The 25,043-nt window shown below is 56.7% G+C and carries 22 protein-coding genes and 1 pseudogene; 15 read left to right on the top strand and 8 right to left on the bottom strand.

Annotation, left to right across the window (positions count from 1 at the left end; genetic code table 11):
• The first annotated feature begins 86 nt into the window (after nt 1-86).
• The gene (locus RUE5091_RS00085) at nt 87-692 is read left to right on the top strand and encodes a helix-turn-helix domain-containing protein (RefSeq protein ID WP_058280323.1); all 606 of its coding nucleotides are present in this window, start codon (nt 87-89) and stop codon (nt 690-692) included.
• Between the two features lie 385 nt (nt 693-1,077).
• On the opposite strand, the gene RUE5091_RS00090 is transcribed toward RUE5091_RS00085, so the two are convergent.
• Complete coding sequence (locus RUE5091_RS00090; protein ID WP_058279863.1) at nt 1,078-3,612, bottom strand: cation:proton antiporter; 2,535 nt, start codon at nt 3,610-3,612, stop codon at nt 1,078-1,080.
• Nucleotides 3,613-3,869: 257 nt separating this feature from the next.
• On the opposite strand from RUE5091_RS00090, the pseudogene RUE5091_RS00095 reads away from it, so the two are divergent.
• A pseudogene (locus tag RUE5091_RS00095) lies at nt 3,870-4,894 on the top strand (proline racemase family protein).
• Nucleotides 4,895-4,941: 47 nt separating this feature from the next.
• Here RUE5091_RS00095 and RUE5091_RS00100 read toward each other — a convergent pair.
• Together RUE5091_RS00100 and RUE5091_RS00105 are read right to left on the bottom strand one after the other, a co-directional pair.
• Nucleotides 4,942-5,358, bottom strand: coding sequence for a DoxX family membrane protein (locus RUE5091_RS00100; RefSeq protein ID WP_058279864.1), 417 nt, complete (start codon nt 5,356-5,358; stop codon nt 4,942-4,944).
• Between the two features lie 12 nt (nt 5,359-5,370).
• Nucleotides 5,371-5,697 (bottom strand): alpha/beta hydrolase, encoded by a 327-nt coding sequence (locus RUE5091_RS00105; protein ID WP_370731847.1) that lies wholly within the window; start codon nt 5,695-5,697, stop codon nt 5,371-5,373.
• Between the two features lie 3 nt (nt 5,698-5,700).
• On the opposite strand from RUE5091_RS00105, the gene terL reads away from it, so the two are divergent.
• Nucleotides 5,701-6,051 (top strand): phage terminase large subunit, encoded by a 351-nt coding sequence (gene terL, locus RUE5091_RS00110; RefSeq protein WP_058279866.1) that lies wholly within the window; start codon nt 5,701-5,703, stop codon nt 6,049-6,051.
• 216 nt (nt 6,052-6,267) lie between these two features.
• Here terL and RUE5091_RS00115 read toward each other — a convergent pair whose 3' ends face one another.
• The 4 genes from RUE5091_RS00115 to RUE5091_RS00130 are packed head-to-tail and all read right to left on the bottom strand — an operon-like array spanning nt 6,268 to nt 10,190.
• Nucleotides 6,268-6,870 carry an amino acid synthesis family protein gene (locus tag RUE5091_RS00115; protein ID WP_058279867.1) on the bottom strand — a complete coding sequence of 201 codons (603 nt, stop codon included), beginning with the start codon at nt 6,868-6,870 and terminating at the stop codon, nt 6,268-6,270.
• A gap of 13 nt (nt 6,871-6,883) precedes the next feature.
• Nucleotides 6,884-8,992: a CoA transferase gene (locus RUE5091_RS00120; RefSeq protein ID WP_058279868.1), complete on the bottom strand. Its 2,109-nt coding sequence runs from the start codon at nt 8,990-8,992 to the stop codon at nt 6,884-6,886.
• Entirely contained in the window at nt 8,989-9,789 is an 801-nt protein-coding gene (locus RUE5091_RS00125; RefSeq protein ID WP_058279869.1) for an alpha/beta fold hydrolase, read from the bottom strand. Before RUE5091_RS00125 ends, RUE5091_RS00120 begins: the two co-directional genes overlap by 4 nt.
• Complete coding sequence (locus RUE5091_RS00130; protein WP_058280324.1) at nt 9,789-10,190, bottom strand: RidA family protein; 402 nt, start codon at nt 10,188-10,190, stop codon at nt 9,789-9,791. Before RUE5091_RS00130 ends, RUE5091_RS00125 begins: the two co-directional genes overlap by 1 nt.
• A gap of 143 nt (nt 10,191-10,333) precedes the next feature.
• Between RUE5091_RS00130 and RUE5091_RS00135 the strand changes: the two genes are divergently transcribed.
• The 4 genes from RUE5091_RS00135 to RUE5091_RS00150 are packed head-to-tail and all read left to right on the top strand — an operon-like array spanning nt 10,334 to nt 14,622.
• Nucleotides 10,334-11,815 (top strand): aldehyde dehydrogenase, encoded by a 1,482-nt coding sequence (locus tag RUE5091_RS00135; RefSeq protein WP_058279870.1) that lies wholly within the window; start codon nt 10,334-10,336, stop codon nt 11,813-11,815.
• 11 nt (nt 11,816-11,826) lie between these two features.
• Nucleotides 11,827-12,867 (top strand): LLM class flavin-dependent oxidoreductase, encoded by a 1,041-nt coding sequence (locus RUE5091_RS00140; RefSeq protein ID WP_058279871.1) that lies wholly within the window; start codon nt 11,827-11,829, stop codon nt 12,865-12,867.
• 4 nt (nt 12,868-12,871) lie between these two features.
• Nucleotides 12,872-13,675: a carnitinyl-CoA dehydratase gene (locus RUE5091_RS00145; protein WP_058279872.1), complete on the top strand. Its 804-nt coding sequence runs from the start codon at nt 12,872-12,874 to the stop codon at nt 13,673-13,675.
• Entirely contained in the window at nt 13,675-14,622 is a 948-nt protein-coding gene (locus RUE5091_RS00150; RefSeq protein WP_058279873.1) for a 3-hydroxyacyl-CoA dehydrogenase NAD-binding domain-containing protein, read from the top strand. The genes RUE5091_RS00145 and RUE5091_RS00150 overlap by 1 nt, the downstream gene beginning before the upstream one ends.
• Here RUE5091_RS00150 and RUE5091_RS00155 read toward each other — a convergent pair.
• Complete coding sequence (locus tag RUE5091_RS00155) at nt 14,604-15,674, bottom strand: GlxA family transcriptional regulator (protein ID WP_058279874.1); 1,071 nt, start codon at nt 15,672-15,674, stop codon at nt 14,604-14,606. The two genes, RUE5091_RS00150 and RUE5091_RS00155, sit on opposite strands and share 19 nt — an antisense overlap.
• Nucleotides 15,675-15,793: 119 nt before the next feature.
• Here RUE5091_RS00155 and RUE5091_RS00160 point away from each other — a divergent pair, with 119 nt between their 5' ends.
• The 8 genes from RUE5091_RS00160 to RUE5091_RS00195 all read left to right on the top strand — a co-directional run bounded on the left by RUE5091_RS00160 (nt 15,794) and on the right by RUE5091_RS00195 (nt 24,967).
• Nucleotides 15,794-16,684: a beta-keto acid cleavage family enzyme gene (locus RUE5091_RS00160; protein ID WP_058279875.1), complete on the top strand. Its 891-nt coding sequence runs from the start codon at nt 15,794-15,796 to the stop codon at nt 16,682-16,684.
• A complete protein-coding gene (locus tag RUE5091_RS00165) occupies nt 16,677-17,678 on the top strand; it encodes an ABC transporter ATP-binding protein (protein ID WP_082643491.1) in 1,002 nt (333 codons plus the stop codon). Before RUE5091_RS00160 ends, RUE5091_RS00165 begins: the two co-directional genes overlap by 8 nt.
• A 76-nt stretch (nt 17,679-17,754) precedes the next feature.
• Complete coding sequence (locus RUE5091_RS00170) at nt 17,755-18,861, top strand: extracellular solute-binding protein (RefSeq protein WP_058279876.1); 1,107 nt, start codon at nt 17,755-17,757, stop codon at nt 18,859-18,861.
• Between the two features lie 65 nt (nt 18,862-18,926).
• On the top strand, nt 18,927-19,775 hold the full coding sequence (locus tag RUE5091_RS00175) for an ABC transporter permease (RefSeq protein WP_058279877.1): 849 nt from the start codon (nt 18,927-18,929) through the stop codon (nt 19,773-19,775).
• A complete protein-coding gene (locus tag RUE5091_RS00180; protein ID WP_058279878.1) occupies nt 19,772-20,569 on the top strand; it encodes an ABC transporter permease in 798 nt (265 codons plus the stop codon). Before RUE5091_RS00175 ends, RUE5091_RS00180 begins: the two co-directional genes overlap by 4 nt.
• An 11-nt stretch (nt 20,570-20,580) precedes the next feature.
• Entirely contained in the window at nt 20,581-21,741 is a 1,161-nt protein-coding gene (locus RUE5091_RS00185; protein WP_058280326.1) for an acyl-CoA dehydrogenase family protein, read from the top strand.
• Nucleotides 21,738-23,828, top strand: a complete 2,091-nt coding sequence (locus RUE5091_RS00190; RefSeq protein ID WP_058279879.1) for an acetate--CoA ligase family protein — start codon at nt 21,738-21,740, stop codon at nt 23,826-23,828. The genes RUE5091_RS00185 and RUE5091_RS00190 overlap by 4 nt, the downstream gene beginning before the upstream one ends.
• On the top strand, nt 23,825-24,967 hold the full coding sequence (locus RUE5091_RS00195) for a serine hydrolase domain-containing protein (RefSeq protein ID WP_058279880.1): 1,143 nt from the start codon (nt 23,825-23,827) through the stop codon (nt 24,965-24,967). Before RUE5091_RS00190 ends, RUE5091_RS00195 begins: the two co-directional genes overlap by 4 nt.
• Nucleotides 24,968-25,043: the final 76 nt, after the last annotated feature.

Raw genomic sequence — 25,043 nt, forward strand, 5'->3', positions numbered from 1 at the left:
TTGATTTATCATCTCATTTTCAACTAAGTTGATTTGCGCTCGAAAAGTCAACTAAAATCATTTATTCTGAAGTCATGAAAAATGACGTGTCCCAGACCCACGCCCAAAGGCTCGGAAGTGAAATTCGCGAAGTGCGCAAAGCGCGTGGGCTGACCCTACAATACCTGTCCGAGGCGGTGTCATGTTCCAAAGCCTATCTCAGCCGGATTGAGCTTGGGACCGCTAAGGTGTCGGACGACCTGCTTGGCGAAATCAGCGATGCGCTTGCGGTTGACCCGGGCTGGTTCTTTCCCAAGCAGGCAGGCGAAGGCCCGCTGGAACGCAAGCACGTCGTGCGACGTGAAAATCGCAGGGCGTTGTCGGCGATGTATACGCGGTCAACGGATGAATTGGGCTTTGAGGACGAATTACTGTCCAGCACGTTGTCCGGCCAGTGTTATTTGATCCTGTCACGATTCCGTCCCGGCGCAGGACAACCGCCCGAGCCACTGGAAGGGTATTCCTTTGAAGGTGAGCAACACGCCATCGTCCTTAGCGGCGAAGTTGAGCTACGTCTCGGGAGCGAGGTCATTTCATTGCGTGAAGGAGACAGCTTTTCCTATCCATCCATGATCGCCCACCGCTTTCGCAACAAGACCGTAAAAGAGGCAACAATGGTCTGGGCGATGTCGCCGATACGTATTACGTGGTAACTGTTGGTCTGCTATTGCAAGTGCACGAAGTACTTTTCTGTGTGGTGCGCTGAAACGACTCGTTATTTGCGCTTCAGCGGGGATCTCATGCATTTTCCCGTCTTCAAGAGCGTCCCCGTCGTCCAGTAGTATTTGGGGAGTGAGGCGCCCGTACGGAAAACCAGGGACACGATGGTTCATGGATTGTAGATGCACCTTCTGAGAGCGATGTGGACCAACTGGTGCAAGACAACCCATTTGAGCCGGTTGGCCTAAGGAAGTCGTTTTCGATCATCAAAATGCAACAGGTTTAGGCGGACGGCTTGAAGCTGACCCATTTAGACAGAAGTATAGGCATGCATGAAAATGCGCCATTGCTGACGGGATTTTTTCAAGTGATGTCGTCTCAAGAACCGGACCCTTTTTCAGAGGTGTCGGCAGGCTCATCCAGGTCCAACACCGCTGGGTCAATCATGCGGTTTTTTGCGCTCACTTTGACGGAGTTTCGCATGGCTTCACTTCGCCGGAGCAACCGCCGGAAACGCGTTTCGTCGAGTTCAAGCAATGTCGAAGGTGCCAACGCCCGAACATTTACGCGACGGGGCCGCTTTAATAGCATGGCCAATTGCCCAAACATTTCACCACGACCTAACCGCGTAGTATGTCTGCCGAGTTCCACCTCGACTGCCCCGGAAGCAATGAAGAATACGCTCCGGGCGAGTTCGTCTTGGGCAATGATGGTGTCACCCGCGTTGGCATAACGGGTGCGCAGCGCTCTGCTGAGTTTCCTGAGCGAAGCTTTGTCGAGATCAGAGAACAGCGGGAACTGCCGGACCAGATCTCGTCCTTTAAGGGCTATGTCCAGTACCGGACGCCCTTCAGTTAAAGCACGTCGGGCCGCCACTTCCTGCATCAAAACCGAATAGAGTTCTTCGCCCACCAGGCCGTCTTCGCGCATGACGGCGTATTCACGCTCTTCCAGTCGCAGCGCCGTCCGTCGGATGAACCGTCGCTCAAACTTTTCGGCGTAACCGGGATACTGTAGCCGCAAACCATCAAGCGCTGCCTCAACCGCCTCGGATCGACGCGCCAACAGATCATCAAGCAATTCGGCAACTCGGCGGCCGTGAATCCGGCGTATGCGGCCACGGACGAATCCGTCAAGATCTCGAAGGATCAGGCGTTGCATGAGCAATCTTTCAAATCGATCCGTTGTAATACGCGTGAGTGGGAGCGAGATTCGAAGACGATTGTGCAAAAACACGGCGACCCGAAATGACTTGCCGTAAACGACGGACCGATTTGCCGCGCGCTGATAGCCGATCCGACCTCCGGTTCGCGCACCTTCAATGAGCCGATCAGCATCCGACAGAATTTTCTCACTCAGAACCGATGACATGGTGCGCTCTCGCATTCGGGCCAACACGGAATCCCGCTCTGCACCGGCCAGCGCAATAAGGCCCAACGTGATCCGGTCACGATCAAGGATCTGCGCGCTGTCTTCGGCGGCCTTCACAGCCTCGTCGAGGCGTTCGCTAAACTGTTTGGCTTCGTTTCTGACGATATCGTGGGTCAAATCGTAGTTTTCTGCGGTGCGGGACATGTCCTCGCGAACCGATTGCAAGGCGACTGCGATCACTTGGCGTGATAGTGCCGTATCAAGCGGAGAGAGCTTGTCGAGCCCCAGTTTTGTGATCACCGAGCGCAGGGTTGTTCCCTGAACAATCAGTGTAAACAGCGTAAGGCCTGTGGCCAGGATGCCGACCAGACGCTTGGTCTCGAGCGGGATATGCGTGCTTTCCGTGACGGCCAGCGCCAGCGCCAGGGTCACTGCACCCCGCAGCCCACCCCACAGCATCGCGGTGCGATACGGGCGTTCAACAGCTGGAGACAGACCAATTGTCGTGAGCAATGGCAACAACCCGAACAGAACCGCTGCCCGCGCGAGTGTTGCGGCAAGAACCACCACAGCCAACAGGCCAAAGTCAGACGGCTGCGCGCCTTCTAACATTCTCGGTATAAGCAACGCTGCGAGAATAAAGATCAGCGCTCCTGCCCAATGAGCCAGAAGATCCCATACTTCTTGCAGGTTTGTCCAAGCGACCGGGGACAATCGACCGGGGCCCGTAAGGTTGAGAGTAAGGCCAGTCGCCACAACGGCGATGACACCAGAAGCGCCGACGCTTTGTTCTGCAACGATATAAGCAAGATAGGGTAGCGCAACTGAAATAGAAATCTGCGCCATTTCCCAGCGGCCTACAAAAGCCATCAGCCAAACGGCCACGCGCGCTGTAAGCCAACCGGTGAGTGCTCCGCCTACGATCAACAGCGGAAATTGCCCCACGGCTTCACTTAGTAAGGGATCGGGTCTTCCGAGCATGACAAAGCTCATGAATAGCCCGAAAAGAGCAATCGCAGCAGCATCGTTAAGAAGGCTTTCGCCCTCAATAATTCGTGACAGCCTGCGCGGTGCAGAAATCGATCGAAATATGCTGACAACCGCCGAAGGATCAGTTGTCGACACAATTGCCCCGATCAAGAGACACGCGGCCAGCGGTAACGGGCTTACCCAACTGAGTGCATAGCCAATGGAAAGTGTTGCCACAATCACTGCGACAATGGCCATCATCAGGATGGGCATCCAGTCGTCCAGCATCCTGCGAAGGTTCATGCCGAGTGTCGCCTGAAAGAGCAGCGTAGGCAGGAAAACGTAGAGGAATACGTCAGATCGTATTGGCAGATCAATGATCGCCTGCGCTCCCGGATTCAGCGCATCCGTCAGGTCAGTGTCGAGAAAGAAAACTGCTCCAAGCCCAATCGCCATCCCCAGGACGGCGAGAATAACGCTGAAGGGCAAGCGCAACCGCGCAGCCAGTGGCTCCGCCACGCCGATAACAACAAAAAGAGAAGTGATGATGGTCGTAATGACGACAATATCCATCAGTACGTCTTACTTGAGAACACGTGGTAATGGAATCCACTCCTCAAGCCAGGTCGACCAAAAGGGATCATTGTGTGAACTTGCACTCTTCCAGACTGTGCAACGGCAGCGAATGGCGGTAATGCAGGCTGCAACCGCAGCATCGCGCCCTGCTGATGGATGTCTGGATTGGGCCGGCCCCAATGCTTGGCTTTGCCGAGCGTCGCTGGAGCCAGAATGCGCTATTCCTTCAGAATGCGTTCATCTATCATTCGGAAATGCGCAGTTCCAAACTCATCCACACAGTGAGTGCCCATGCCGCAGGCGAAATTGGAGAGGTCATCGTCGCGGGAGTCGCGCCGCCGAAAGGAGCAACCCTCTGGGAGCAGTGCGCTTGGATTGCAGAGAATGACAGCTTGCGTCGGTTTATGCTGAACGAACCACGAGGGGGCGTGTTCAAACACGTTAACTTACTTGTTCCGCCGAAAGACCCGTCAGCCGATGCGGCGTTTATCATCATGGAGCCAGAAGACACGCACCGATGTCTGGGTCCAATGCGATGTGCGTGGCGACGGTTTTGCTGGAAACGGGCATTTTACCGATGCAAAGCCCCGAAACGCGGCTGGTGCTGGAGGCGCCCGGTGGTCTTGTTCAAATTCGCGCGGAATGCTTGGACGGGAAAGTTGCACGGGTCGCAATTGCCAATCTCCCAAGTTTCGTTGATCGTTTGGGCGTGCGGCTGTCAGTGCCCGGTCTGGGAGACATTTCGGTCGATACGGCCTTTGGTGGTGATAGCTTTGTGCTGGTGGATGCCGACGCTTTGGGAATCTCGCCTGTACCCGAGAATGCCCGCCGGTTGGCGCAACTTGGCATTCAAATTACTGATGCCGTGAACGAACAGTTGGGCTTTCATCACCCCAACTTACCGGATTGGAAGCATATCTCGTTTTGTGAGTTTACCTGGCCGGTCCAGCAGGGGCCGGTTGCTGAAAACACGGTCGTGATCAAACCAGCAAAGCTGGACCGGTCCCCCTGCGGCACCGGAACCTGTGCGCGCATAGCAGTGCTTCACGCCCGTGGAGAGTTGGGGCTTTGCGAGACCCTTATTTCTCGCTCTTTGATCGGATCAGAGTTTGAAGGAAAGATTCTGCAGGAAGTCATGGTCGGTGAGCGCCGCGCAATTTTGCCGGAGATTTCTGGACAGGCGTGGATCACGGGAACCCATCAGTGGATGCTTGACCCTTCGGACCCGTGGCCAGAAGGCTATCGGTTGAGCGATACCTGGCCCGGGGCCGCCAACTGAGTTCTGCCACGCGGTCCGCTCCCCAAGCCAAGTAGTAGCTGGGCAATTTAAGCCTGAGCTGGCCGGTGTGTTACACCGATCTGCGTGATCAAAAGCGCGGCACCGATCAGGGAAAAGCCCTTGAGAATATGTGCCTGCTGAAGCGCCCAAATGACTGGGTCAATCTGTGTCGCCAACTCGTAGCCATGAACCACCAACGTCACCGGCAGAAGAAACGCGATCAGCAGCCATCCACCCAATCGAGGACGCCAATTGAAGAGGATCATCGCGGCACCCACAAGCTCAACAACCCCGGAAAACAAGGTCAAGGCGACCGGGAATGGCACGGCATTGGGCATCAAAGAGACGTAGTAGGGAATGCTGGTGAAGTGAGTCACGCCGGACAAGAAGAACAGCGAGGTGAACAGGAACCGCGCGGCAAGCGTGAGTACCGGGTGGTTCGGGAGACGTGTTTCTGCAAGCATGGGGTTATGTGACTAATTGGAAGAGGCTGCTTCGACGGCGCTCAGGATCACCTCGGCGACGGCTTCAGGTTGGGACAACATCGCGACATGGCTGGACGCCAACGTGGTAATCTCGGCACCCATCTTCTGTGCGAAGTAGCTTTGCACTTTGGGAGAGATAATCTGGTCGTCTTCCGCAATCACATAGCTTGAGGGCTTCATGGACCACGCAGCCACGGTCGGTGCATCGTAGTTGGTGTTGTATTTCAGCGGCCCTTGGGTAACGGCCATCAAGGCGGCTTCTTCGGCGGGTAGGTCGGGCGCAAAGTAGGTCGAAATCCCGTCGGCGGTTACCCGGATCTGGTGCGCGCGGCCCGCGCGCTACGTCAGAAATTCAAGCCTAGGCTGATCGTTGTCGAGAAAGCCGGCGTCGGCTTTGCGCTCGGGACCGATCTGCTGCGGGACGGTTTGCGAGACGTTCAGGGACTGGACGTCAAGGGCGACAAAGTAGAGCGCATGTCAGTTCAATGCGCAAAGATTGAGGCTGGATTCGTCCGCCTTCCGAAATCGTTGCCTTGGCTTGAAACTTATCTAAAGGAGATGGGTGAGTTCCCACAAGGCCGCTACGATGATCAGGTCGACAGTACGTCTCAAATACTCAGGACGCTGGACATGCGGCCGTGGCAGATAAGAGGTTTGTCGCGGTACAAGTAAACCGAAATGAGGTAGTCGCGCGATTGATCGCGCCGTAACGTAGTGGTGCCCTGGAGCTAACAGATATCAAGGGCGATCTCGCAGCATTGTGTCGAGGAACAGCTGCTGGACGCACGAGCCGAACCGCAATCACAGAGTTCAAGGCAGTGGGGACTTCTCTTTAGGATCTGGCAACCGCATCTTTGATATACGGTAAGCGATACTTATCGAAACAAACTAAACCCCAGCCGGGTTCTCCACATCCCTTCCCAAGGCAGCGAGGTCTGAGTATCGGTCACCGATCCGGTGGTGCGGGCGACCACGGGTCGATGCCCCCAGTGCCACAACAAGTTCATCCACATCCGGCGCGTCGTAGATCGAGAACTGCACCGTCAGGTAATGCGACCGCCGCCCGGTATCATGTTTGTCCATCAGCGGGATCTGAATTTGGGTGTTTGCGGGCCCTCGAGTGTTTGTGAAACCGAGGTAGCTTTTTGCACCCACTGCCTCACGATAAAAATTTCCGTATTGCAGGGTGTGAATAAGCGCGGAGGCATGTTCAATCTCACAACTTGTCCCGGCGATACAGGCTTTTCCGTAGGCTTCTATCGCATCGCCCGACCCCGCCAGAGCTATCAGCCTGTTGGTGAGCATCTCTCCCAGAACCGGCGCCATGCGCTGAATCTCTGCCGAAAGATCATCGACAAAACCACGTCCTGCCCAAGGGTTTCTGACCACCGCTGCCACGCCGATCATGCGCAACACGGGTTCCGAAGGTCGGCCTCCTTCTGTGTGAATATCCTCATCAAAGGTGACTACCTTGCGCAATTCGGGGATCATTTTAGTTCTCCTGTCAAACGTGATAACTGTGGTGCCCGGACGGTGTGTGTACGACGCCTTCGACTTCAGTTCCGTGGTAAAAACCAAATGTACCGTGGCTGTTTTCCTGTGCGTAACGGCGCAACATCGAATTTTCAGCCCCGTCGCGTACGCGTTCCAGCGGCAAGTCGCCGAGATCAAAGTACTGCATGCCGTCAGGGGCCTGCCCGTGAACGCTACCGTGGTAGATGATCCGCTGCGTACCGCTTTTGGATATTCGATAAACCGCATAAGGATGCGCCAGCTCTACAATCAAATCTCGGTTTGACAGATCGGTGATCAGCCCATCTGCAGAATTGTTATTTGCAGGAGCAACCGGCACTGTGATGTGCCCGCTTTTGTCGACGGCGAGTAGAACCTGATCTTCGTTGGCTAGTACCGCTCCGACGGTCACGCCACCTGCCGTAGCGGCCTCTGTCAGCGCACTGTTGAGCCCTAAATCGAAATAGGCACCGCGAAAGTAGCCCAGCGGATGTCCCTCGCGCGTCTCGAAATCCTCCACGCGGCCGATCAGGATCAGATGGTCGCCTGCATCGACCAATCGGTGTCGGGCACAGCTGAACCGGACGAGCGCGCCGTCGATCGTAGGCATGTTCCGCGCGTCAGGTTGCCAGGCTGCAATATCGAATTTTTTGGCTGATTGAGACGCGAAAAGGCCCGAGATTTCTTTTTGGTCGTCCGCCAGGACGTTGACCGAGAAATGATCCGCCTGCAGGAAGGTTTCAAAGGACAAGGCCTGCTTACCGACACAAACCAGGAGTAGAGGTGGGTCGAGAGAAACGGAGGTAAATGAGTTCGCCGTGAACCCGCGCGGGGTCCCGTCCGGCTGCCGGGTAGTGACCACTGTCACACCGGTGGCAAAGCGCCCGAAGGCGTCGCGCAGCGCCTTCCCGGCTAAGGTTTCCGTCGACTCCGGTGGGGTCAATCCTTCCAGAATGCTATTGTGCTCACCTAGCGCAGGAGGGGTCGTCAGTGCACCTCGGCGGTGCCGACCGAACCGCAACGGGTTTGCTGCCACGATCCAAGGTTCATGTCCCGCATCCGGATGCGGGACCTTCGCCAGCATGCCGCGGCTGGCTACATGAGGGTCGGCCGCGATGTCCGAGATAGTGTTCATCGGGCCGAACGGGACCTGGCCACCCAGTGTTGCCGTCAATTGCTCCTTAGTCCGTTGTCGGGTCCAATCGCTTACGATTTTGTTGACTTCGGAAGCATGGTTGGCCCGGGCCGCCCTTGTGGAGAAGCGGTCATCTTGTCCAAGTGACGGTTGCCCCATCAGCCGTGTCAAAAGCTGCCAAAACGCATCATCGACAATACCAAGCGCGATGTGGCCATCGGCTGCAGGGTAGAGGCCAAACGGGGAAAGGAATGGATGCCCGTTGCCTTCCGGTCCGGGCACCTCTCCTGTCACGTCATGCAAATACACCATTCTTTCGCAGAGCGAGATCATGGCATCATACATGGCCACATCCACAAACTGCCCTATGCCTGTCGCTTCGGCCTCGCGCAGGGCGGCCATGATACCGAAAGCCATCATCATGCCGGTGAATATGTCACCCACCCCAGGTCCGGTCTTGGTGGGTGTGTCAGCTTTCGGTCCGGTGACGGACATCAGACCGCCCATGGCCTGCGCAACCACATCGTACGAAGGCCAGTGGGCATAGGGGCTTTGGCCTGTGCGCGGGTCGCCAAAGCCACGGATCGCGGCATAGACGAGCCGGGGGTTGTCGGCAGCAAGGCTTTCATAAGATAGGCCAAGGCGCTCCATCACACCCGGGCGGAAATTCTCGACGATGACATCCGCCGTTGCCGCAAGTTCTCGAAAAGTCGCGCAGCCCTCGGGCGATTTCAGATCAAGCTGCACGCTTTTCTTGCCGCGGTTCAGACTTACAAAGTAGCCGGCCCAGGCATGATCCGGATCGTCTTGACGGAACGGTCCGTTGCCGCGGCTGGTGTCGCCATGCTTGCTTTCGATCTTGATCACCTCGGCCCCGTGATCCGCCAGATGCATTGTACAATAGGGACCTGAAAGCATCCGGCTCAAATCCAACACACGCAGGCCTTTGAGGATTTTGGTGCTCATGGCTTCAGATCCAGATTGTTGAGAAAGCTGCGGAGTAGCTTGTTCACTGCGTCCGGGTCTTCAGCAAGTGCCATATGCCGCAGTCCCGGGAGGATAAGTGCACTGCCCCCCGCAATCTCGCTTGCGATGGCAAAGGCCATGTCGGGCCCGTTGCCGAAATCCTCATCACCAGTAATCACCAGCGCAGGGCAAGAAATCGGCGGGCTTGGCGCAACAATTTCGTCGATACCATCGGCCAGCACGCGATAGATGGTGTGGTAAATTGCTTTGTCATTGGCTATGACCCAGTCACGAACCGTCTCCATCATACGAGGGTTGGACTGGCGGAACGCATCGGTGAACCACCGGTTCAGCGCAGCTTCGACCGTTGCCTTTGGTCCGTCCCGCCGTGCCTGTTCCACCCGTTTCAAGATTGCCTCTTGTGCGGCGTCGGTCCGTTTGTGAGGGGAATGAAGGATCACCAGAGCTGAAACCCGTTGCGGCACATCCTGAGCAAACCGACGCGCGATCATGCCACCCAACGAGAACCCTGCGATAACCGCGCTTTGGATGGCGCAGTGGTCCAGCAAGCTCTCTAGCTGGCGTGAAAACATTGAAAGGCTGGGGCGTTCGGGTGGCGGGGCACTTTGCCCATGACCATATAGATCATAGGTGAGAACGCGAAAGCGACCAGACAGTGCAGGGATCGTCCATTGCCAGCAATCCTGGTTCAGGCCCAGCCCATGGATCATTACCACAACAGGCGCACCTTCTTGTCCTGTCATTTTGAAATGGGTTCCGTCTGGTGTTATGCCCATCAGGATTGGTCCTTGAGGGGGCGATAGGCCACGACTTCGACCTCAACGCGGGCATCCACCAGAAGATCGCTGACCACAGCCGACCGGGTTGGAGGCTCAACTGGAAAATAGTCGGCGTAGACGGCGTTAAATCCAGGGAAATCGTTGCGCTCCCGCAGCCAGACCATGGCCTTGATGACATCGTCGCGGGTGCAGCCTGCCTCGGCCAGTGTCTTGGTGATGTCGTCCAAAACTGCGCGGGTCTGCTCTTCGACGGTGCCATCGGTCATAGGCACGCCGTCTCGCATAGGAATTTGCCCTGTCAGAAAAACGAAATCACCTGCCCGAATGGCGCGGGACAGCGACAGAACCCGTCCGCCAATTTCCAGTGGACCTCCGATAACCTGCTTTTTGCTACCCATTTCCAAGCCTCCCTTCGGAACAGCCTGCACCCATGATCGGATGCGAGACCCGGATTTTTCGACAGACTGCGTCGTATTTTCATAACCCTGAGGCGCGAAAGCAGACATGAATAGGGAGGCAACAATCAGGGGGGAGGCACGCCATGGCTGATGTCAAAAACTATCAGATGCTGATTGATGGCGACTGGGTCGACGCTGCGGATGGCGGTACTTTTGACAGCGTCAACCCAGCCAATGGTGAGGTCTGGAGCCGTGTACCAGAGGCAACCGAGGATGATATCAACCGCGCAGTCACCGCGGCGCACACTGCTTTTGTCGGCGGGCCGTGGGCGCGTATGACACCGACCGAGCGCGGCAAATGCCTGCGCAAGCTGGGCGATCTTCTGGCGGATCATTCCGAAGAGCTGGGACGAACTGAATCCATCGACACCGGCAAGATGCTCAAGGAAACGCGTTGGCAAGCCAAATACATTGCCGAGTTTTTCCAGTTTTTTGCTGGGTGTGCGGATAAGGTAAGCGGCGAGACACTGCCCATCGACAAACCTGACATGTTTGTCTTTACCAAGCGCGAGCCTCTGGGCGTGGTTGCTGCCGTGGTGCCCTGGAATTCGCAATTGTTCCTTGTAGCGGTCAAGATCGGCCCGGCATTGGCTGCCGGGAATACGGTTGTTCTGAAAGCATCCGAACATGCCAGCGCGGCCATGCTGGAGTTTGGGCGACTTGTCGAAATGGCCGGTATCCCGCCTGGTGTGGTCAACATCGTAACGGGTCATGGTGAGCCCTGTGGACGGGCTTTGACCGGGCATCCACTGGTGGCGCGCGTCTCTTTTACCGGTGGCCCAAATGCCGCGTGCCATGTGCTGGAAAACGTAAAACGCAACTTTGCCGAGGTCTCATTGGAACTGGGCGGCAAGTCGCCCTTCGTTGTTTTTGATGACGCCAATATCGAAAGTGCAGTCAATGCCTCGATTGCCGGTATCTTTGGCGCGACAGGGCAAAGCTGCGTCGCCGGATCGCGGCTCTACTTGCACGAGGACATCGCGGATGAGTTTCTCGACAGGATGGTGGCGCAGGCGCAGCAGATCCTCATTGGCGATCCACTGGCCGAGGAAACTCAGATGGGGCCGCTTTGCACCCCCGGACAGTTGGACCACATCCAACGCGAGGTTGCCTTCGCTCAGGAAGAGGGCGGCACAGTTCTGGTGGGGGGCAAGCAGCCGGAAGGCAAAGCAGGGCTATATTTCGAGCCAACCATCATCGACTGCCCACGGCAGGATCTGCGTATCGTCGATACAGAGCTTTTCGGCCCTGTACTTTGCGTCCAGCGTTTTAAGACCGAATCTGAGGTGCTGGAACTGGCCAACGATACCGAACATGGGCTGGCGGCGGGCATCTTTACCACCGACGGCGCGCGATCCTTGCGCATGGCAAATGCAGTGCGTGCCGGCATCGTCTGGGTGAACACCTACCGTGTTGTGTCGCCGATAGCGGAGTTTGGTGGCGTTAAAGGATCAGGCTATGGCCGCGAAAGCGGGTTCCAGGCGATCTACGATTACACCCGGCCCAAGACGGTCTGGATGAACACATCGGATGAGCCGATGGCGAACCCGTTTGTAATGCGCTGAGGGAGGTGAGCATGAAATTCCAACTTGCCGTAAACATGGAGCGGATCGACAACAGTCTTGATATGAAAGACGTCGCGCGCCACACATTGGAGATGGTGCAAATCGCCGAGGATGGCGGTTTCGATATCGTTTGGGCTGCTGAGCATCACGCGCTGGAAATGACGATTGCGCCCAACCCGTTCCAACTGCTGACTTGGTGGTCATCCGAGACCAGCCGGATCCGGCTTGGTACGGCGGTGGCGACCGCTGCGTACTGGCACCCGATTAACCTGGCCGGTGAAGCCGCGATGCTGGATCTTTTAAGCGGCGGTCGGTTGGAGTTTGGTATCGGGTCAGGTGCCTATCAGCGCGAGTTCGATCGCATGAAGCCGGGCCTCAAGCAATCTGATGCGTGGCGCTATATGCAAGAGATGCTGCCCACGGTGCGCGAGTTGTGGAAGGGCGATTATGCGCATGAAGGCGAATATTGGCAATTCCCGACATCAACCTCGGTGCCCAAACCATTGCAAGCCGAGGTTCCGGTTTGGGTCGCGGCGCGCTCGCCGATCACCTATGACTACGCCATGCGTGAACGCTGCCACGTGAATTGCTGGCCTTTCACCCGCCCGTTCGCTGAGGCCGAGCTGTACAAAAAGCAACTCGATGAGGCGATTGAAAAAGCGGATAATGGCTGGGTGCCACGTTTTGCGCTGATGCGCCATTCCAGCGTTTACGACAATGCGGCCGATGGCGAAAACGCGATGAAGGCGGTGCGACGATTGCTGAGCCAGTTCGAAAACCTCTATCGCAATTTGGGCGATGTCAAAGATGGTTTTCCTGCTTCCATTCCGTTGGATCAGTTGGAGGGCCGGGAACAGTATGATCCCTTGATGCTGGAAGAAAACCTAATGTTCGGTTCACCTGAGCGTGTGATTGGAAAGCTCAAGAAATATCAGGGGCTCGGTGTGAACGAGTTCATCTACTATGCCTCGATGGGGCTTGATCACGCGGCGCAGCAGCGATCCTTGCGCATGTTCTGCGACGAGGTCATGCCGGAATTCAAGGAGGACTGAAGCAATGGCAGAAGGGGTCAAAACACACCGTGACGGCCACGTTCTGGAAATCACACTAGAGCGGGGCAAAGTAAACGCCATCGACGTTCCCACCAGTCAGGCCTTGGCCGCGGCGTTTCAGGAGTTGCACGAGAACAAAGACTTGCGTTGCGCGATCCTGACCGGGGGAGGAGATCGGATTTTCTCGGCCGGTTGGGATTTGAAGGCCCTGAATGAGGGTGAGATGCAGCTCGACAACTGGTGGGAGAGTGATGACTACGGGTTCGGCGGGTTCACGGGTCTGACCGAGAATTGGGCGCTCAACAAGCCGGTTATCGCTGCCATCAACGGTCTGGCCATCGGCGGCGGGTTCGAAATGGCCATGGCCTGTGATCTGCTGATTGCGGCGGAACATGTGGAATTTGGCTTGCCTGAAATGCCTTTGGGCATCGTTCCGGATGCGGGGGCGCTACAACGCCTGCCTCGGAGAATACCACACAATATCGCGATGGAGATGTTTCTATTAGGCCGTCGCATGACTGCTACAGAGGCAGCGCATTACGGATTGGTCAACAAGGTGGTCCCAAAGGATCAATTGATGACAGCGGCCCGGGAATGGGCGGCCTCGATTGCCTGGTCAGCGCCTCTTGCGATGCAATCTGTCAAAGAAGTGCAGCGAGAGATCGAGTGCGTGCCGCTGGAACAGGCCTTTCACAAGATGCGAACCGATCCGATGCCGATCTACCGCAAGATGCTGAAATCTGACGACGCGGCAGAAGGTGTCGCGGCCTTTGTCGAAAAGCGTGAACCCAAATTCAAGGGTGAGTGATGTATCCTGACCCCTCCTCAATCACTCGCATCACCAGCATTGGAGCCGGCCCAATCGGCGGCGGCTGGGCAGCGCATTTTCTTGCGCGTGGCTATGATGTGACCGCCTATTTGCATGACGCAAGCGAATCCGATGCCTTTCACGCAATCTTACGCACTGCTTGGAAGAGCTTGACGGATTTGGGGCTTGCCGCCGGTGCGTCGCTTGACCGCTTGCGCATCGTTACAGATTTGGAGGCTGCGCTGGACGGCGCCGAATTTGTGCAGGAAAGCGCGCCCGAGCGTCTTGAGATCAAGCAGGCACTTTATCAACGACTCGGGCTCATTTTGCCAACAGACGTCGTGATTGGCTCTTCCACGTCCGGCTTGATGATGACCGACATCCAAGCGACTTGCGCGACCCCGGAACGCTGTGTGATCGGCCATCCCTTCAATCCACCCTATTTGTTACCGCTGGTCGAAATCGTGGGCGGCGAACAGACATCACCAGAGGCGGTGGCTTGGGCCGGGAAATTCTACGAAATCGCGGGCAAGGCCCCGTTGATGATGAAAAAAGAGATCCCCGGCTTTGTCGCGACCCGACTGCAAGAGGCGCTTTGGCGAGAGGCCCTGCATATGGTCGCCAATGGAGAGGCAACGCCGGAAGACATCGACATCGCACTCATGAACGGCCCGGCGCCTCGTATGGTCTCGCAGGGTCAGTGTATGGCTTTTCACGTGGCCTGTGGTGCCGGAGGCATGGCCACCAACCTGGATCAGTTCGGCCCGGCGCTGAAGTTGCCCTGGACCCGGTTGGAGGCACCTGAGCTGACGAAGGAATTGCGCGATCGCATGGTCGATGGCTGCAACGCTGTCTCCGGCGACCGAGATTTCGAGGACATGGCAGCCCAACGGGATCGCGAAATAGTTGCTGTGCTGAATGCCCTGCGTCAGTCTCGCGGGGGATGACCCTGCGCCGGGATGTTGTTCAAAATGGACAAGAAATCCGAAAGTGATCCGGGCCAGCTGGGTGCCGGCTCGCTTTTCGGCCATGCCTCACGGTATTCGGATGGGCGCCGGCCGAAGAATTTACCGAATGAATAGGCAAAATGTGACAGTGTATTGAACCCTGATGCGGTGGCAATCTCGCGTACACTGAGGTCGGTCGAAATCAACAGCAGGCGAGCATTCTGCAATCGGCGCAACAAGCCGAATTGCACGACGGTACAACCCACATTCTTCTTGAACTGACGTTCGAGCTGGCGTTGAGAAACACCCAGAACATCAGCGATTTGGGGCACTTTGAGCGGCTCTTCTATGTTTTCTTCGATCAGGGTCATCGCTTCTCGGATTAACGGCAGCATGGTTTCCGTGCTTCGACCCATGGTGCTGCGCTGGGGTGAGGCGGCGTCGCGAATGGGGTGATGCAGCATCTGGTCTGCAATCTCCCCCGAAAAGCCGCTGTCGCTGATGGATTCAATCAGCCTTAGCATCAGATCGACCCCGGCCAACCCGCCCGCGCACGTCATTACCTTGCCGTCAATAGTGAACAGACACTCGTGGACATCGACCCGATCAAAGGATTCCCGGAACCCGCTTAACCAGGACCAGTGAATAGTTGCAGGTTTGCCGTCCAACAAGCCTGCCCGCGCGACGATGTAGCTGCCCAATTCAACACCGCAAACAGTTTCGCCTGCGCGTGCGCGTTTTCGCAACCAGGAAAGTAAAGTGGTGTTTTCGTAGTACTCAGTGCCCCAACTGCCCAATACAAACACAAAATCCGCCGGAGTGAGGCTGCTGCAATCAGTGTCAACTGCGGTCGTCATGCCATTGCTGGCAACAATCTCAGGACCGTCGAACGAGACGATGTCCCAGGAAAACATCGGTTCTGGCGCCAGGTAATTTGCGATCCGCATGGTTTCGATCATGGTGATCAGCGTGGTCAGGTTGAAGCGCGGGACAACGACAAATACGGCATGCCGTTTAGCCCGAGCCATATGCGTTGTGATGTCGACATGCATTGGTTTTGCCTAGCAGACTTTGGTCAGATTTTTCGTCACTCTAACCCAATCTGTGGCGGATAATCGACATCTTTGTCTGTCAATCGCGCTTCAATCTATGTGTAAAGGGGGGCTCGGATATGACCTACGATGTTGTGCTGACCTGCGCGGTTACCGGAGCAGGAGATACGACCGGCAAGAGCCCGCACGTGCCGGTTACTCCGAAAGAAATCGCTGATGCGGCAATCGAAGCCGCCAGGGCAGGGGCCTCTGCTGCCCATGTGCATGCGCGTGATCCTGAAACGGGGCAGGGCTCGCGCGATCCGGCGCTCTTCAAGGAAATCGTGGATCGAATACGTGAAAGCGATACCGATGTGGTCATCAACGTTACGGCAGGTATGGGGGGCGATTGGATTTCAGATCCTTCAAACCCCGCCATGCCCGGTCCGGGCACCGACATGATCGGCCCAGAAGAACGGTTGGCCCATATCAAGGAATGCCTGCCTGAAATCTGCTCTCTCGATTGTGGCACGCTGAATTTTTCCGACACGGACATGATCTATATTTCCACGCCACCGACACTGCGCCGGATGGCGGCGCTGGTTCAGGAATGGGGCGTAAAGCCCGAGCTTGAGGTCTTCGATCTCGGCCATATCCGATTTGCCAAGGCAATGGTGGAGGAGGGGCTGATTGATGCGCCGCCAATGTTTCAGTTGTGCCTTGGGATTCCATGGGGGGCTGATCAAACGGTGGAAACCATGGCGGCCATGAAGGCGCAACTGCCCGTAGGCGCCAGCTGGGCCAGTTTTGGGATCGGGCGGGGGCAGATGCCGATGGCCGCTGCCGCTGTCGCGCTTGGGGGGAATGTGCGTGTCGGTCTTGAGGACAACATCTACCTTGACCGCGGGGTTCTGGCGACAAACGGCCAGCTTGTCACCCGCGCCCGAGAGATTATCGAACGGATGGGTGGGCGGATCCTGACACCGCAAGAGGCGCGCAACAAACTGAACCTGAGGGGGGCGGATGGCTGATCCAACCCAAACCGGTAGCTTGCAAATTCGCAATGTCTCCAAGTTTTTTGGTCAGTTCCGCGCTGTCAACGACATCTGCCTGGATATCCGAAACGGAGAGTTCCTGACGCTGTTAGGCCCGTCGGGATCGGGCAAAACCACCTTGTTGATGATGATCGCCGGGTTTCTCGACATATCGAAAGGTGAGATTGCGCTGGACGGTGCGTCCATCTCGGATGTGCCGGCCGAAAAGCGCAATTTCGGCATGGTGTTTCAAGGATATGCTCTGTTCCCCCATATGACTGTTCGCGACAACGTGGGTTATGCGCTAAGCGTGCGTAAACGCCCCGCCGACGAAATTCGGAACCGTGTCGACGAGATGCTGGAGCTGGTTCAGCTTCAGGAGTTTGCAGATCGCAAACCGGGGCAGTTGTCTGGTGGTCAGCAACAACGCGTGGCCCTTGCACGTGCCTTGTGCTTTGCGCCGCCTGTGCTGTTGCTGGACGAACCGCTGGGAGCGCTGGACAAAAAGCTGCGTGTCGAAGTGCAGGAGCAGCTCAAGGACATTCATCGCCGCGTTGGCACTACCTTCATCTATGTCACTCATGATCAGGAAGAGGCACTGTCGATGTCTGACCGCATTGTGATCATGCGCGACGGCGCGATCGAGCAGGTCGGAACGCCAAAAGAGCTGTACGAGCGCCCGATCAATCAGTTCACCGCCAGTTTCCTCGGGAAATCGAACTTTATTCATCAAAACGGAAAGGTCTTTGCCCTGCGCCCGGAAAAAATTGATCTGATGCCTGGCAACGAAAACGCCGAGGCCCGGATGAGGGGTGCCATTCGCAACATAACCTATTTTGGCTCGATGCAGAGGATCATCGTGGATACCGACGAAGGGGCCGAGATCGAGGTCGATATCGACGTCTGGCGCAACGCCTCTGATCTGGCAGAGGGGTTGCGTGTGGATTTGCTTTGGAAAGATTCAGCAGCAGTGGAGCTACAAACGGGCTAGGCACCCCAACACAAAACGCCCAGAGGCGTCACGACCGAAAGCCGGGTCAAATCCCGGATCAAATGGGAGGAAGAAAATGCACGATAAACAATTCAAAAAGGAAATGCTTGCCGAAAGTGCCCAGGCGTTCCGGGCTGGCCGTATGGACCGGCGCACGTTTCTGGCGCTTTGCGGTGCTTCGGGTGTTGCAATGAATGCGGTACTGGCAGGCGACGCCCAAGCGGCGGCAGACCATGTCGTGATGTGGAATTGGGGCGGCCAATCCGAAGAATGCCATGGCTCGGCCATCGGTGAGGCCTTTACCGCCAAAACCGGCAAAGGTTTGAAATTTGACACCTCTGGTCCGTTGGAAGGTAAGATCAAGGAAATGGTCGACAGTGGCAATGTGACTGCCGACGTGGCGGATGCGGACTTGTTCAACGCCGTGTCACTTGGACCAACCGGCCACCTGGAGCCGATTGACTATTCCGTGGTGTCCAAGGAGAAAACGCTGCCCGGCTATGCGTTGGAATATGGGGTGTCGATCATCCTCTACGGGTATGCCTTTGTGTATGACACCGAAGCCTACGGCGACAATCCACCGCAAAACTGGGCCGATTTCTTTGATACCGAGAAATTCCCCGGGACCCGAGCGCTCTACAAATGGGCAAATGGGTCGCTCGAGGCCGCATTGATGGCGGATGGAGTCGCTGGCAGCGATCTCTATCCGCTCGATATGGATCGGGCCCTGAACAAGATCCAGTCAATCAAGGATGACAGCCTCTATTGGGGCTCGGGATCGGAAGTTCACTCTATGGTGGTCAACAACGAGGTCTCGATGGCGATCATCTGGCAGAACCGGGGTCGCAACATCGAAAACGACACCGATGGTCAATACAAGCTGGTGAACAATCAGGCGATGGCGATGCCAGGGGCATATATCGTGCCCAAGGGCAACCCGGCGGGTGCCGCTGTCATGGAGTTCATCGCCACGGCGCAAGACATTCCGGCGCAGTTGGCACTGTTGGATTGCCTGGGCATGACACCATCGAACCCCGAAGCCTTTGGTCAGATTCCTGAAGACCAGCAACCTTATGCGATCACCTCGGCCATGAACATCGACAAGATCGTCTACAATGATCCGGAGTGGTGGGGCAAAAACGGCGGCGACGCGGTGAATGCCTTCCTCGAAGCGATTAGCTGACCACTCAACCTTCTGGTCGCCTGATCCGCAGTATCGGGCGGCCAAACCCCTCTCGAAAGCTTTGGATGCAAGCCTTAAACCGTCATATCCACCCAGGATGGCTGATCATCGCGCCCTTGATGCTGATGGTCGTCGCGCTCTATCTCGGGCCGATCTTGAATATCCTTTGGCTGAGCGTAACAGACCCTGAGCCCGGGTTCAGCAACTATGCCAAGCTGACGGAGGGTGATGCGTTGATCCGGATTGTCTGGACCACGGTTCGCATTTGCATCATCACAACGCTCTTCAGCGTCATATTCGGCTATTCCATCGCCTATGCGATGGTCCACTGCCACCAGCGCCAGAAGACCTATATGCTAACGCTGCTATTGGTGTCCTTCTGGATATCCATTCTCGTACGCACCTTCGCCTGGCTCATGCTGCTGGGACGCAAAGGATTGGTCAATGTCACGCTTGAGGACATCGGCCTGATTGCCGAACCCGTCGCCTTCATGCGCAATGAGTTGGGTGTTCTGATCGGAATGGTGCATTACATGATCCCCTATGCGGTGTTGCCACTGCTGGTCTCGATGCAATCCATTGATCAGAGGGTGATGGACGCTTCGCGCAACCTGGGGGCCAGCGGAAGCCAGACATTCTGGCGCGTCTACCTGCCGATGACCATGCCGGGGCTTGTGGCTTCGACCCTGTTGGTCTTCATCCTCAGCCTTGGGTTTTATGTGACCCCGGCGGTATTGGGCGGCGGCAAGGTGCTGATGGTGGCGGAATACATCTCGGTTCAGTTGCTGGTGACCTTGAAATGGGGCACGGCGGCGATGTTGGCGGCCATTATGCTGATTGGTGTTTTGGTGATGCTTTGGATCATGTCGCGGTTCATGAAACTGAGCACGGTGTTCGGGGGGGCAGCGCGATGAAGCCGGGCCTTTTCTCGTTTTTCAACCGCGTGGGAGCCTGGGTGCTGCTGTTGTTTCTGGTGACCCCGGCCCTGATTGCCATCCCTGTCTCACTTACGCCGAAACGCTTTTTGTCCATGCCACAGGGAGAGTATTCTCTGCGCCATTTCGAGAAGCTGTTCACCAGTGAGGAATGGCTTTCGAGCTTTTTCCAAAGTGGCGTAATTGCCGTTTCCTGTTCCGCGCTGGCTACGCTTTTGGGCACGCTATGTGCGATCGGGCTGTGGCGGGTTTCGTCGCGATATAGTGAATTGGTTCGCGCCTTTCTGCTGCTTCCATTGATCATACCGCAGATTATTTCCGCCATGGCGTTTTATCGGCTATGGATCCCTCTGGGTCTATTGGACAGCTACGCCGGTTTGATACTTGCACATACGATCCTGGCGGCCCCTATGGTGCTGATCACGGTCAGCGCGTCCTTGGCAACGTTTGATCCTAAGCTTGAACAAGCCTCCAAGAATCTCGGGGCCTCTAACTGGACCACCATGCGCCGGGTGATCCTGCCTTCGATCAGGCCGGGGGTTTTTGCCGGGGCGCTTTTTGCCTTTATCCTCAGCTGGGATGAAATCGTGGTGACCTTGTTCATCTCGAAATACAGCGTCTACACGCTGCCGCGCCGCATGTGGAACGGCATCCGTGAAAACACCGATCCGACAGTGGCTGCCGCTGCCGTGATCCTGATTGCCATCACCCTGATTGCCTTTGCCGTCTCTGCGGTACTGTCGCGGCGAAACGCACGGGCTCAGGCAGAATGAATGAGGCTGCCATGAATCTGGAAACCAGTCACGAAACAGACCTGCTGGTCAAAACGGTTCGCCGATTTGTCGAAACAGAGATGTATCCGCATGAAGAAAAGGTGGATCGCCTAGGCTATGTGCCCGAGGAGATCGGCCGCCAGATCGAGGCGAAGTCGCATGAATTGGGCCTCTTCGCCTGCAACCTGCCCGAAGAGGTCGGCGGCGGAGGGCTGGGATATGGGCCGATGTCGCTGATCGAGCGGGAATACGGCCGCACAAGCCATGCGCTACAAAGCTGGGCGGCACGCCCCACGGAATTGCTGATGGCCTGCGAAGGGGATCAGCGCGAGCGATACTTGTATCCTGCCGTGCGCGGTGAAAAGCGTGAGCTCTTTGCCCTGACAGAGCCTGACGCAGGTTCGGATGTCATGGGGATGAAAACCAATGCGATACGCGATGGGGACGACTGGATCCTGAATGGATCCAAGCACTTTATCTCCGGTCCCTGCATGCCGGATTTCGCGATTGTCTTTGCGGCAACTGGTACAGATGAAACACCACACGGCCCACGCAAACGGGTGACGGCTTTTCTGGTCGATGTGGGCCTTCCGGGGTTCGACTGCCGCGAAGGGACGCATTGCGTCAGCTATCGCGGTTACAAGACTTTTGAGTTGAGTTTCGACAATGTGCGCCTTGGTCCAGACCAGATCCTGGGCGAAGAGGGTCGCGGGCTCGAGCTGTCGGGAAAGTGGCTCGGCATGGGGCGCATCTGGGTCGGCACGACCTGCTGCGGAAAGGCCGAGCGCATCCTCGACCTGGCGACCGACTGGGCCGCAACGCGCAAGCAATTCGGCAAACCGATCGGTACGTTTCAGGCCACCGGCTTCCGTCTGGCAGACGGTGCAATGACTTTGCGCGCGGCCGATCTGATGGTGCAAGACGCCGTTGCGCGCGCCGAAGCGGGTGTCATGGGTGATGCAGATGCGGCAATGGTCAAGGTTTATTGCTCAGAGATGCTCAACAAGATTGCCGATGATGCCGTGCAGATATTTGGTGGTATGGGACTGATGGAGGAAATGCCGATCCAAAGGTTTTGGCGCGATAGCCGATTGGAGCGGATTTGGGACGGCACCAGCGAAATCCAGCGCCATATCATCACCAGGTCCATCCTGAGGCCTCTTGGCGCATGACACCGGCGCGGCGCGAAAACCTCGAGCGTCTTTTAAAGCCGCGCCATATCGCATTTATTGGCGGACGCGATGCGACTATTGCCGTGCGCGAAGCGCGTCGGCGTGGATTTCACGGGCAAATGTGGGCCGTTAATCCCAAACGCGCCGATCTGGATGGCGTGACCTGCGTTCCTCGCATCGCGAATCTGCCGGAACCACCTGATGCGGTCTATCTCGCCATCCCTGCCGCCGGGGTTACCGATGCCCTGAGAGAATTGGAGCAGATGGGTGCAGGTGGCGTCGTTTGTTTTTCCGCGGGTTTCAAGGAAACTGGCGACACACAATCAGAACGAGATCTGATCGAAGCCGCAGGGGATTTGGCTCTGATCGGTCCAAACTGTTATGGCATGATCAACTATATCGACAATGCCGCTCTTTGGTCATTTGAACATGGCGGCTGGTCGCCGGGATACGGTGCAGCGATCGTTACCCAGTCCGGTATGTTCTCATCTGACATCACAATGAGCGCGCGTTCGTTGCCAATGGCGTATATGGTTTCTGCCGGCAATCAGGCGGTCTTGGGGATTGAGGAATTCCTGGATACCTTTGCTGAAGACCCGGCTGTGCGCGCCATTGGATTGCACATCGAAGGGTTGCGCGATATTGCTGCTTTTGAACGCGCCGCGCTGAAAGCCCTGGATCAGGGGGTCCCGGTGGTTGCACTGAAGACCGGCAGTTCCTCCATCGGAGCGACGCTCACGTTCAGCCATACCGGGTCGCTTTCGGGTTCGAACGAGCTCTATCAGGCGCTGTTTGATCGAATTGGGGTGATCAGCGTCACCAGTCCCTCCCAATTTCTCGAATCGTTGAAGTATTTCTGCGTGGCGGGCCCTCCCAAGGGTGCGCGGATCGCTGGGTTTACCTGTTCAGGCGGTGGGGCGACGATGCTGGCCGATCATGCAGAAAAGATTGGGCTCAATTTTCCCACCATTGGGCCCGACGGCCAGAATACATTAACGAGCCTGCTTCCCGACATCGCCACGGTATCCAACCCACTGGACTATACGACCCCGATCTGGGGGCACGGCGAGAAGACATATCCAGTCTTTGCCACAGCGATTTCGGCACTTCATGCAGATCTAGCCGTTCTGGTGCAGGACTACCCGGCAGAAGGGTTGGACGCGTCTAAGATCTACTACCAGAACGATGCTGCAGCTTTCGCGCAGGCCGCTCAAGAACACTCTGTACCGGCCGCGATCTGCTCAACCTTGCCTGAAAATCTTGATCGTGGGACCCGCAGACATCTCATTGAACTGGGGGTTGCGCCTATGCAGGGTATTCACGAGACGTTGAATGCCATGCGTGATGCTATTTGGTGGTCCGAAACAAGGGCACGGACAAGGGTTGACCGGCTCGCCGCCTTGCGACCCGGTGCAACTATCCCAAACCCAATGGTATTGACCGAAGACAAAGGTAAATCCTGGCTCAGGCAAATGGCTGTTGCTGTGCCAAACGGACATGTCTGCAACGCGGCCGAGGCAGCTGGCGTTGCGCAAGATATCGGCTACCCGGTCGCGCTGAAAATGATGTCACCAAGCTTGCCTCACAAGACCGAAGCGGGCGCGGTCGCTTTGGGGATCAAGGATGCAGAGGGGCTGTCTTCGGCGATCAAGGCAATGACGGCAACGGTTGCGGCGTATGACCGCGCGGCGGTGACGGATCGCTTCCTGATCGAAGTCATGTCGCCCAAGCCACTTGCAGAGCTGATCGTCACGCTGCGTGCTGATCCGCAATTTGGTCCCAGTTTGGTCATCGGTAGCGGCGGTGTTTTGACCGAATTGGTCCGAGATGCGCGCACTGTGTTGTTGCCTGCCTCAAAAGACGAGATCGAGCGCGCATTGTGTTCGCTCCGTGTAGCTCGCTTGTTAGAGGGGTACCGGGGCAGTCGACAGGCGGACATTCCGCGAATTGCGGATGCGCTACACCGGTTGTGCACTGAATTCCTAAAGGCGCGCGGCGAGGTCGCAGAGATCGAGATCAACCCGATGTTTGTCTACCCAGATCACATCGTCGCCGTTGATGCCCTGATCCAGGTGCCCCGGTCATGAGCAGGCATAGAATCATACCCAATCCTGATCTGACTGTCGGAGACGACAACAAGCAGCGCTGGAACCAGCCGGAATTTCGCCGCCATGGGTTCCACAACGCACATCGGCTGTTCCGCCGTTGTCTCATGGTGCGGTCCAGAGAGGTTTTGGAACTGGAATCTGCAGAACAGAATCTTTGCGCCCGTGTGCCTGAACTGGCAGAGATGCTTGCCCATCCGGCATTCTCAGCGTTCTGTTGCTTGAAGGATGACCAGATCATCCTGGAAAAGGCCGCAAATGATTTTTCGGCCTTAGCGCCGCATTCTATACAGTCGGTGACGAAGCTACACATCCACATAATCATCGGGCGTTTGCTCGGGCAGGGGCATCTATCGCTGGACGCGCAGGTCTGTGACTATCTGCCGGATATGGGCAGCGGCTATGCCAAGGCAACAGTGCAATCGCTGCTCGACATGAGTGTCGATAACGACTTCACAGAAGATTATGCTGACCCGAAGGCCGATTGCTACGCCGAGGAAGTTGCACTGGGATGGCGGTTGCCTGACGCAGACGAAGCGGAAACCACACTCGCAGAGTTCGCCGCCTCGATCACCGGTTTCAGGGCAAACTCGGGGGTGCGACAAGCCGATTATAAATCCGCGAACACGGATGTCCTGACCCTGATAGCGGCCAAAGTTTCGCCCATTCCACTGGCTGAACAAATCGAAGAGATTGTTGATGCCTCAGGATACGAGGGCGCTTTTCACATCAGCCTCAGCAAGGACGGGTACCCTGCATTTTCCGGTGGCGGTTGCCTATGCGTGCGCGACCTCGCGCGGTTCGGGTTGCTATTGGCGCGGGAAGGCCGCGACCTGTACGGTCGAACTATGGCCAACACCAGTTTCCTGCAAGAAACTCTGATCCGCCACGCGCCAGCGATGACACCACCCAAGAATTGGCTCAAGTACTCAAACCAGATCATGACCGACGGTCGATTGATCGGTCATGCTGGCTATGGAGGGCAGTTCCTCATGGTGGATATGGTCAGCGGCACCAGCTGTGCATTCTTAAGTGTGCTTGAGAATGACTCGGGTTACGATGATGCCTATATGGGAGAACTGGCCACAACGCTTCGAGACGTCTGCTTTTCTGTCATTTGACGGGTTTGCAGTTGGCGAGCTAGGCTCAGGACACATTGATTTCTGCTTGGCCGCGTGATTCACGGTTCGAAAAACG

Origin of the sequence: Ruegeria denitrificans (assembly GCF_001458295.1) — a bacterium.
In the GTDB taxonomy this organism is placed as follows: Bacteria; Pseudomonadota; Alphaproteobacteria; order Rhodobacterales; family Rhodobacteraceae; genus Ruegeria; species Ruegeria denitrificans.

Bases quoted from the DNA above. Each gene is read 5' to 3' on its own strand.
- RUE5091_RS00115 (WP_058279867.1), bottom strand. From the start codon at position 6,870: ATGATCCCCGAATTGCGCAAGGTAGTCACCTTTGATGAGGATATTCAC.
- RUE5091_RS00180 (WP_058279878.1), top strand. From the start codon at position 19,772: ATGAAGCCGGGCCTTTTCTCGTTTTTCAACCGCGTGGGAGCCTGGGTG.
- RUE5091_RS00145 (WP_058279872.1), top strand. From the start codon at position 12,872: ATGGCAGAAGGGGTCAAAACACACCGTGACGGCCACGTTCTGGAAATC.
- RUE5091_RS00100 (WP_058279864.1), bottom strand. From the start codon at position 5,358: ATGCTTGCAGAAACACGTCTCCCGAACCACCCGGTACTCACGCTTGCC.
- RUE5091_RS00165 (WP_082643491.1), top strand. From the start codon at position 16,677: ATGGCTGATCCAACCCAAACCGGTAGCTTGCAAATTCGCAATGTCTCC.
- RUE5091_RS00170 (WP_058279876.1), top strand. From the start codon at position 17,755: ATGCACGATAAACAATTCAAAAAGGAAATGCTTGCCGAAAGTGCCCAG.
- RUE5091_RS00175 (WP_058279877.1), top strand. From the start codon at position 18,927: ATGCAAGCCTTAAACCGTCATATCCACCCAGGATGGCTGATCATCGCG.
- RUE5091_RS00190 (WP_058279879.1), top strand. From the start codon at position 21,738: ATGACACCGGCGCGGCGCGAAAACCTCGAGCGTCTTTTAAAGCCGCGC.
- RUE5091_RS00160 (WP_058279875.1), top strand. From the start codon at position 15,794: ATGACCTACGATGTTGTGCTGACCTGCGCGGTTACCGGAGCAGGAGAT.
- RUE5091_RS00195 (WP_058279880.1), top strand. From the start codon at position 23,825: ATGAGCAGGCATAGAATCATACCCAATCCTGATCTGACTGTCGGAGAC.
- RUE5091_RS00120 (WP_058279868.1), bottom strand. From the start codon at position 8,992: ATGAGCACCAAAATCCTCAAAGGCCTGCGTGTGTTGGATTTGAGCCGG.
- RUE5091_RS00090 (WP_058279863.1), bottom strand. From the start codon at position 3,612: ATGGATATTGTCGTCATTACGACCATCATCACTTCTCTTTTTGTTGTT.
- RUE5091_RS00130 (WP_058280324.1), bottom strand. From the start codon at position 10,190: ATGGGTAGCAAAAAGCAGGTTATCGGAGGTCCACTGGAAATTGGCGGA.
- RUE5091_RS00125 (WP_058279869.1), bottom strand. From the start codon at position 9,789: ATGGGCATAACACCAGACGGAACCCATTTCAAAATGACAGGACAAGAA.
- RUE5091_RS00150 (WP_058279873.1), top strand. From the start codon at position 13,675: ATGTATCCTGACCCCTCCTCAATCACTCGCATCACCAGCATTGGAGCC.
- RUE5091_RS00135 (WP_058279870.1), top strand. From the start codon at position 10,334: ATGGCTGATGTCAAAAACTATCAGATGCTGATTGATGGCGACTGGGTC.
- RUE5091_RS00185 (WP_058280326.1), top strand. From the start codon at position 20,581: ATGAATCTGGAAACCAGTCACGAAACAGACCTGCTGGTCAAAACGGTT.
- RUE5091_RS00140 (WP_058279871.1), top strand. From the start codon at position 11,827: ATGAAATTCCAACTTGCCGTAAACATGGAGCGGATCGACAACAGTCTT.
- RUE5091_RS00155 (WP_058279874.1), bottom strand. From the start codon at position 15,674: ATGCATGTCGACATCACAACGCATATGGCTCGGGCTAAACGGCATGCC.